This is a genomic window from Amycolatopsis sp. NPDC006131 (assembly GCF_040614175.1).
Taxonomy (GTDB): domain Bacteria; phylum Actinomycetota; class Actinomycetes; order Mycobacteriales; family Pseudonocardiaceae; genus Amycolatopsis_E; species Amycolatopsis_E tucumanensis.
In genome coordinates this window covers 1-7,662 of record NZ_JBEXTX010000184.1, presented here as the reverse complement: position 1 = coordinate 7,662, position 7,662 = coordinate 1, and the positions used below count along the sequence as shown (strand labels likewise).

4 protein-coding genes and 1 pseudogene are annotated in these 7,662 nt (G+C 71.7%); all 5 read left to right on the top strand.

All coding sequences use genetic code 11. The features are described from left to right. Positions 1-1,324, top strand: a pseudogene (locus ABZ215_RS42105) (hypothetical protein); the annotation flags it as partial. After that, a complete protein-coding gene (locus tag ABZ215_RS42100; RefSeq protein WP_354956422.1) occupies positions 1,321-2,490 on the top strand; it encodes a PrgI family protein in 1,170 nt (389 codons plus the stop codon). The pseudogene ABZ215_RS42105 and the gene ABZ215_RS42100, both read left to right, overlap by 4 nt. Continuing rightward, the gene (locus ABZ215_RS42095) at positions 2,487-4,337 is read left to right on the top strand and encodes a DUF87 domain-containing protein (protein ID WP_354956420.1); all 1,851 of its coding nucleotides are present in this window, start codon (positions 2,487-2,489) and stop codon (positions 4,335-4,337) included. Before ABZ215_RS42100 ends, ABZ215_RS42095 begins: the two co-directional genes overlap by 4 nt. Positions 4,338-4,348: 11 nt before the next feature. Further along, positions 4,349-6,865 (top strand): type IV secretion system DNA-binding domain-containing protein, encoded by a 2,517-nt coding sequence (locus ABZ215_RS42090; RefSeq protein ID WP_354956418.1) that lies wholly within the window; start codon positions 4,349-4,351, stop codon positions 6,863-6,865. Between the two features lie 37 nt (positions 6,866-6,902). Next, positions 6,903-7,662 (top strand): replication-relaxation family protein (locus tag ABZ215_RS42085; RefSeq protein ID WP_354956416.1); only part of this gene is annotated, 760 nt, incomplete at its 3' end.

Here is a 7,662-nt window from a genome sequence, read left to right as displayed (position 1 = left end):
GGCCACCAAGGGCGTCCAGATCGCCAACGCCCTCGTCGCCGCGATCATGGGCGGCGGCCTCGACGCGAACACGGCCGGCGCGGCCCTGCGCGACCTCGTCATGAACTCGCTCAACGGTGGCCGGTGGATCATCTTCATCGGCCTCGTCCTGGCCGGGCTGCTCGTCGCGCTGCTGGTGACGTACGTCGTGCGGGTCGCCTTGACCATCATCCTCATCGTCGGCGCGCCGCTCGCGTTGATGTTCCACGCCCTGCCGCAGACCGAGGGCATCGCCTACTGGTGGTGGAAGGCCTACGGCGGCTGCCTTGCGATCCAGCTCGGTCAGAGCTTGACGCTGATCACCGCGCTGAAAGTGTTCCTCACCCCCGGCGGGTTCACGATCTTCGGCCCCACCACGTCCGGGCTGATCAACCTGCTGGTCGCGCTCGCGTTGATGTACATCCTGTTCAAGATCCCGTTCTGGATCCTGGGCTCGATCCGCGGCGGAGGCGGCCGCAGCTTCATCGGCTCCCTGATCAAGGGGTTCCTCGCCTACAAGACGTTCGGGCTCCTGGGTGGCCGCGGTGGCAACGCCGGACAGGCAGCCCGCACACCCCGGCTCGGCGGCCCGTCCCGGTCCTCTGCCGAACCGCGGACCACAGCGAGCGGGCAGTACGTGCTGCCGCTGCCCGGCCTTCGCCGGACCCGCCCGAAACCGAAGCCTGCACCGCCGACTGAGCCGACGAAGTCCCGCAAGGTGGGTCGTCAGCTGGCGCTGCCGCTGGGTGATGACTGGCCGGAGAACAAGCCGGTGCTCGGCCCGAACGGGCAGTACCGCCTGCCCATCGACGTCCCGCGGGCTACGACATCAGCCGCACCGACAGGCGGCGCGACACCGAGCGGCCGCCGCACGCCCCGCAGGCGCAGCGGCAGGCAACTGGAGCTGCCGTTCGACCCGTACCAGGGCAACCGCCCGCTCCGGTCCGGCCAGTACCCGCTGCCGCTCGACGGCCTGCACAGGGTGCCTCGTCCTGCGAGCCCTCCACCATCCCCGGCGCCGCGACCGACCAGCCGCCGGGTTGTCCAGCCGCCGCTGCCCTTCGACCCCTACCAAGGCATCCGCCCGACCCGCGGCGGCCAGTACCCGCTGCCGCTGGACGGCCTCACCCGAGCGCCCGCCAAGCCCGCCCCACCGCCATCAGCGGCACGGCCGAAGCCGCCTGCTGGGCGGCAGCTGCGGCTCCCGCTGGACCTGCCCAAGCCCGCCAAGTCGCCGCCGCGCCCGCCCGTCAACCCAGTCACGCAGGCCGTGCGGCGGCGCAAGCCAGGAGGTAACTCGTCATGACCGAACCGGTTCGCATCCCCGCCGACGTCGACATGCAGGATCGCGTCCTCGGACCGCTGACCGCGCGCCAGCTCGCCGTGCTCGCCGCGGCCGGAGCGGCGCTTTATCTAGTCTGGCTCGCCACGCGCGCGTTCCTGCCGATGCCGCTGTTCGTCGCATTCGCGGTTCCGGTCGGCGCGGCATCGGCGATGCTCGCACTGGGCAAGCGAGACGGCGTCCCGCTCGACAAGCTTGTGCTCGCCGCGATCCGGCAGCGACTCGCGCCGCGTCACCGCGTCGCCGCGCCGGAGGGGGTGCGCCCGGCACCGGCGTGGCTCACCGCGAACGTCGATCGGGAGACGAGCCGCCGACATCGTTCGTCTCAGCCCGAGCCGGTCTCACCCTCGGCGCTTCGCCTGCCCGCCGAGGCGGTCACGGAGACGGGCGTTGTCGACCTGGGAGCCGATGGCCTGGCGGTTGTCGCGGTCGCCAGCACCGTGAACTTCGCCCTCCGCACACCGGCCGAGCAGGAGGCGCTGGTCGCGTCGTTCGGCCGCTACCTGCACTCGCTGACGGCCCCGGTTCAGGTGCTGGTGCGCACGGAACGGCTGGACCTCTCGGCGCAGATCGCCGAGTTGCGCGAGCGCGCCGGCGGGCTCCCTCACCCGGCGCTGGAAGCCGCCGCGATCGAGCACGCCGACTACCTGGTGCAGCTCGGGCAAGAGTCCGACCTGCTGCGCCGCCAGGTGCTGCTCGTGCTGCGCGAACCACTCGCCACCACCATTCCGCCGGACGGGCTGGGCGGGCCCGGGCCGCTGGCGATGCTGCGAGCCCGCCGCACCCAGACGGTCGAGCACGTCGACGGCGCAGCACGGCGAGCAGCCGAGTCCCGGTTGGTCCGCCGTCTCACCGAAGCCGTCGAGCTGCTGTCCCCAGCCGGGATCACGGTGACCCCGCTCGACGCGGGCCAGGCCACCGCGGTACTGGCGTCGGCCTGCAACCCCGACAGCCTGCTACCGCCCTCTGCGGCGCTAGCCGGCGCGGACGAGGTCATCACCACCACCGCCTTCGATCTCGCCGAGGACGAGCCCGACCGCTGGCGTGCGGATGCACGTGCAGAGCCCGAGCCCGCCTGGGACGAGGACGACTTCGACTACGAGGACGAGCACGAGGAGCGGTATCAATGAGCCACCACACCCGACACGACCGGGCCGGGTCGGCAGCCGCGGCCTTCACCCCCGACGCGCTCTCGGTGGGCGCGCGGCATCTGGAGGTGGGCGGCGAATGGGTCGCCAGCTTCGCTGTTATCGGCTACCCCCGCGAGGTCCACCCCGGATGGCTCGCCCCGCTGCTGACCTACCCCGGCCGCCTGGACGTCTCCCTGCACGTCGAACCGATCGACCCGGCCACCGCGGCAGCGCGCCTGAAGAAGCAGCTCGCCAAGCTCGAAGCCGGCCGGCGGCACACCGCCGAGCACGGGCGGCTGTTCGACCCGCACGTCGAGGCCGCCACCGAGGACGCCTACGACCTGTCCTCCCGGGTCGCCCGCGGCGAGGGCAAGCTGTTCCGCGTCGGCCTGTACCTGACCATCCACGCCGTCTCCCACAACGCGCTCGCCGACGAAGTCGCGGCGCTGCGATCGCTGTGCGCGAGCCTGCTGCTGGACGCCAAGCACACCACCTACCGCAGCCTCCAAGGCTGGGTCTCGACGCTGCCGTTGGGGCTGGACCTGATCGGCATGCGCCGCACCTTCGACACCGCTGCCTTGTCCGCGGCCTTTCCGTTCACCAGCCCCGACTTGCCCGCACCCGACCCCACGTCCGTCGCGGCGCCGGCCGGGGTGCTCTACGGCTACAACATCGGCTCCCAGGGCCTGGTGCACTGGGACCGCTTCGGCGAGGGGATGCACAACCACAATGCCGTCATCCTCGGCCGCTCCGGCGCCGGCAAGTCCTATCTGGTCAAGCTGGAGCTGCTGCGCTCGCTGTACCGGGGCATCGAGGTCGCCGTGGTCGACCCGGAGGACGAGTACGCCCGGCTGGCGGCCGCCACCGGCGGCACTCACGTCCACCTCGGCGCGCCCAGAGTGCGGCTCAACCCGTTCGACCTGCCCATCCACACCCGTCCCGACGGGCGGCGCACCGCTCCGAAAGACGCCCTCGTCCGGCGCAGCCTGTTCCTGCACACCGTGATCGAGGTCCTCGTCGGCAACGAACTCGCCGCGGCCGAGCGGGCGGCCCTGGACCGGGCGATCGCGGCGACTTACCAGAGCGCGGGCATCACCGCCGACCCCCGAACCTGGACCAGGCCATCCCCGACGCTGCATGCCCTGCGAGACGAGCTCACCCACACGGGCCCAGCCGGCCGGGAGCTCGCCGCTCGCCTGCATCCGTTCGTCGAGGGCGCGTTCAACCAGCTCTTCGACGGGCCCAGCACGGTCAACCCCGAGGGACACCTCGTGGTGTTCAGCCTCCGTGACCTGCCCGACGAGCTGAAAGCGATCGGCACCCTGCTCACCCTCGACGTCATCTGGCGGCGCGTGTCCAACCCGGCGATCCGCCGGCCGCGGATGGTCGCGGTGGACGAGGCCTGGCTGCTCATGCAAGACAAGGCCGGTGCCGATTTCCTCTTCCGCTCGGCCAAAGCCTTCCGCAAGTACTGGGCGGGCCTCACCGTCGCCACCCAGGACGTCGCCGACGTGCTCGGCACCGATCTCGGCAAGGCCGTCGTGGCCAATGCCGCCACCCAGATCCTGCTCCGGCAGGCCCCGCAGGCCATCGACGAGATCGCCCGCACCTTCACCCTCTCCGCCGGAGAACGCCAGTTCCTCCTCGCCGCGGACCGTGGCCAGGGGCTCCTGTCGACCGGGACTCAACGGGTGGCCTTCCAGAGCGTGGCCTCCCCGGCCGAACACCACCTGATCACCAGTGATCCGGCCGAGCTCGCCGATCAGGCTGACGACCACGACGCGGCGTTCGTCGACCTGGTACCGCAGGGCGATGAGGACGAGCACATCGCGCTCGACGCCGCCTAGGGAGGCGTCCTATGTGGAATGTGGAGTCGCCGGCCACGAGTTGGCTGGGGGATTACCTGCGTGACCCTGGTGGTGCCCTGCTCGCGCTGCTGGACCAGCTGCGTGAACTCGCCCTCGCGGTAGGACCGATCGCGCTTCCTGGGCTCGCCGCGCTGACCGCGGTGGTCCTGACCGCCCGGCGGTGGTGGGCTCGGCGATGCCACGAGCGGCTGGTCGCGGACGCACGTCAGGTCACCGTGCTCGCCCCGCCCACCGTCGACCCCGCCGGCGGTGCCGCGCTCTGGTCCAACCTCGTGGGGCTGCTGCGGCCCGCGTGGCGACGCGCGCTCACCGGGCAACCCCACGTTGCCTGCGAGTACGTGTTCTCCGAGGCCGGTGTGGCAATCCGGCTATGGGTGCCCGGCGTGGTTCCGCCGGGCCTCGTTGAGCGCGCTGTCGAGGCCGCCTGGCCCGGCGCACACACTCATGTACGGCCTGCCGAACCGCCGCTGCCCGCACCGCGCGGTGGCCAGCGACGGCTCGTGGTCGGCGGCGAGTTACGGCTCGCGCGGCCGGAAGCGCTCCCGATCCGGACGGCGTTCGAGGCCGACCCGATCCGCGCGTTGATCGGCGCCCCGGTCGGGCTCGCCCGCCACGAACACGCGTGCGTGCAGGTCCTGGCCCGCCCCGGCACCGGTCGCCGCGTTCAGCGCGCCCGCCGTGCCGCCCGCCGAGTCCACACCGGCAGCTCCGCGCGCCTCGTGGGCCGCATGCTCGACGCGATCACCCCGGGCACGTCCTCGTCCCGCCGTCCGGCCGGCTCACGGACCAAAACCGGCGCCCTGCACTCGGACCCACAGACCTCGCTGGAGTACGGGGCGCAGAACCGGGCCATCGTCGCCAAACAGCGCGGCAGCCAGTACGAGACCGTCATCCGCTACGCCGTGGCAACCCTGCTCCCCGCCGACGCCGACACCGATGAGGTCCGCGCGGCTCGAGACGTCGCTCGCGGCCGGGCCCATGCCCTCGCCGCCTCCTTTGCCTCCTACACCGAGCACAACCACTACACCCGGCGCCGCATCCGCCACCCCGGTGAGACGATCGACTCACGGCGGCTCGAACGAGGCGATCTGCTGTCGGTACCGGAGCTGGCCGCGATCGCCCACCTCCCGACCGACGAGGCCATCCCCGGTCTCCAGCGCGCCGGAGCCCGCGCCATCGCCCCGCCCCCTGGCATCGCCGTCCCGGGTCCGGAGGCCAAACCGATCGGGGTCACCGACACCGGCCACGCACGTCCTGTGGCGCTGCGGGTGCCGGACGCCCGGCACCACCTGCACGTGCTCGGCGCGACCGGCTCGGGCAAGTCGACCTTGCTCGGCAGGATGGTCCTGGATGATGCCGAGGCTGGCCGCGGCGTCGTGCTGGTCGACCCGAAGGGTGATCTCGTCACCGACGTCTTGTCCCGCCTGCCCCGCTCGGCGGCCGATCGGGTCGTGCTCTTCGACGCCGACAGCAAGGCCCGCCCGCCGTGCCTGAACCCGCTCGACGGCGGCGACACCGACCTGATGGTGGACAACCTCGTGTCCGTGTTCCGCCGGGTCTACTCGGCATTCTGGGGTCCCCGCACCGACGACGTCATGCGCGCGGCCTGCCTCACCCTCCGGACGCAGGAAGGCGTCGCCACCCTGGCCGACTTGCCCAAGCTGCTGGCCGACGCAGCTTTCCGCAGCCGGGTTACCGCGGGGATCACCGATCCCGTCTTGCGCGGCTTCTGGTCCTGGTACGAGGAACTCACCGACTCCGCCCGCTCCCAGGTCATCAGCCCGCTGATGAACAAGATCCGCGCCTTCCTGCTGCGCCCCTTCGTCCGGAACGCCATCGCCAGCGGGCATTCCACAGTAGACCTGGGCGAGGTGCTCGACGGCGGCATCTGCCTGGTGCGCATCCCGAAAGGCTCACTGGGGGAGGAGACCACCCGGCTGGTCGGGTCGCTGGTCGTCGCGCGCACCTGGCAGGCCATCACCAGCCGAGCCAGAATCCCGCAACGGCAGCGGCGTGACGCGAGCCTGGTCATCGACGAGTGCCACAACTTCCTCAACCTGCCCTACCCGATCGAGGACATGCTCGCCGAGGCCCGCGGATTCCGCACCGCCATGACGCTGGCACACCAACACCTCGGCCAGCTGCCCCGCGAACTCCGCGAAGGCATCTCCACCAACGCCCGCAGCAAGATCTTCTTCAACGCCTCACCCGAGGACGCCCGCGAACTGGCCCGCCACACCACACCCCGGCTCACCGACCACGACCTCGCCCACCTCGGCGCCTACCACGCCGCCGCCCGCCTCGTCCTGCACGGCGAAGAAGCCCAGCCATTCACCCTGCGCACCCAGCCACTCCCGCCCGCCATCCCCGGCCGGGCCCGAGAAATCCGCGCGGCGGCTCGCCGCAGGACCACGCGGCCAGCCGACACCCGCCCGAGCCGCCGACCGTCCGGCACCACGAGTCGTCGCGGCCCAGCCCGAAGCGCAGACCCACGCCGGACCGCCTGAGGTCCGCATCTTCTGATCCGATCAGGAGGACATCACCGTGATCACCAATCCCACCCGCCAGCGCGCCTTACGCGGCCACAAAGCAAGCCGGCCGACGCCTCGCGCCGCCAACACAGCCGAACACCAGGCCGTCCTCGCCTGGCGGCTCACCCCGCGCGACAAGTGGATCATCAGGATGCTGTGGGAGCACCGCGTCCTCACCTCCCACCAGATCACCGCACTCGCGTTTCCCAGCTTCCGCTCCGGACGGATGCGGCTGCGCGAGCTGTGGACCTGGGGCGTGGTCGACCGGTTCCAGCCGTTCGTCACCGTCGGCACGGCACCCATGCACTACGTCTTGGCGCCCGCGGGTGCCACTGTCCTCGCCGCCGAAGAGGGCCTGGACGTGAAAGAGATGGGCTACCGGCACGATCGCGCCTTCGCCGTCGCCCACAGCCTGCGCCTGGCGCACATGGTCGGCGTCAACGAGTGGTTCACTGCCCTGGTCGCCCGAGCCCGGCATCCAGAGCCCGGCGAGCAGGTCGCGCTCACGGCCTGGTGGTCGGAGACCCGCTGCGCCCGTCACTTCGGCGACCTCGTCAAACCCGACGGCTACGGCCGCTGGCAACACGGCGACCAGCGCATCGAGTGGTTCCTTGAATACGACTTCGGCACCGAACCCCTGACCAAACTCGCCGGGAAGCTCGCCGGCTACGCCGCCCTCGCCCAGGCCACGGGCATCACCACACCGCTGCTGATCTGGCTGCCGACCGCCCGGCGCGAGGCCGCCGCCCGCCGACTGCTCACCCACGCGTGGC

Excerpts from the sequence above, each read along its gene's own strand:
- ABZ215_RS42100 (WP_354956422.1), top strand. The coding sequence starts at position 1,321 with ATGACCGAACCGGTTCGCATCCCCGCCGACGTCGACATGCAGGATCGC.
- ABZ215_RS42095 (WP_354956420.1), top strand. The coding sequence starts at position 2,487 with ATGAGCCACCACACCCGACACGACCGGGCCGGGTCGGCAGCCGCGGCC.
- ABZ215_RS42090 (WP_354956418.1), top strand. The coding sequence starts at position 4,349 with ATGTGGAATGTGGAGTCGCCGGCCACGAGTTGGCTGGGGGATTACCTG.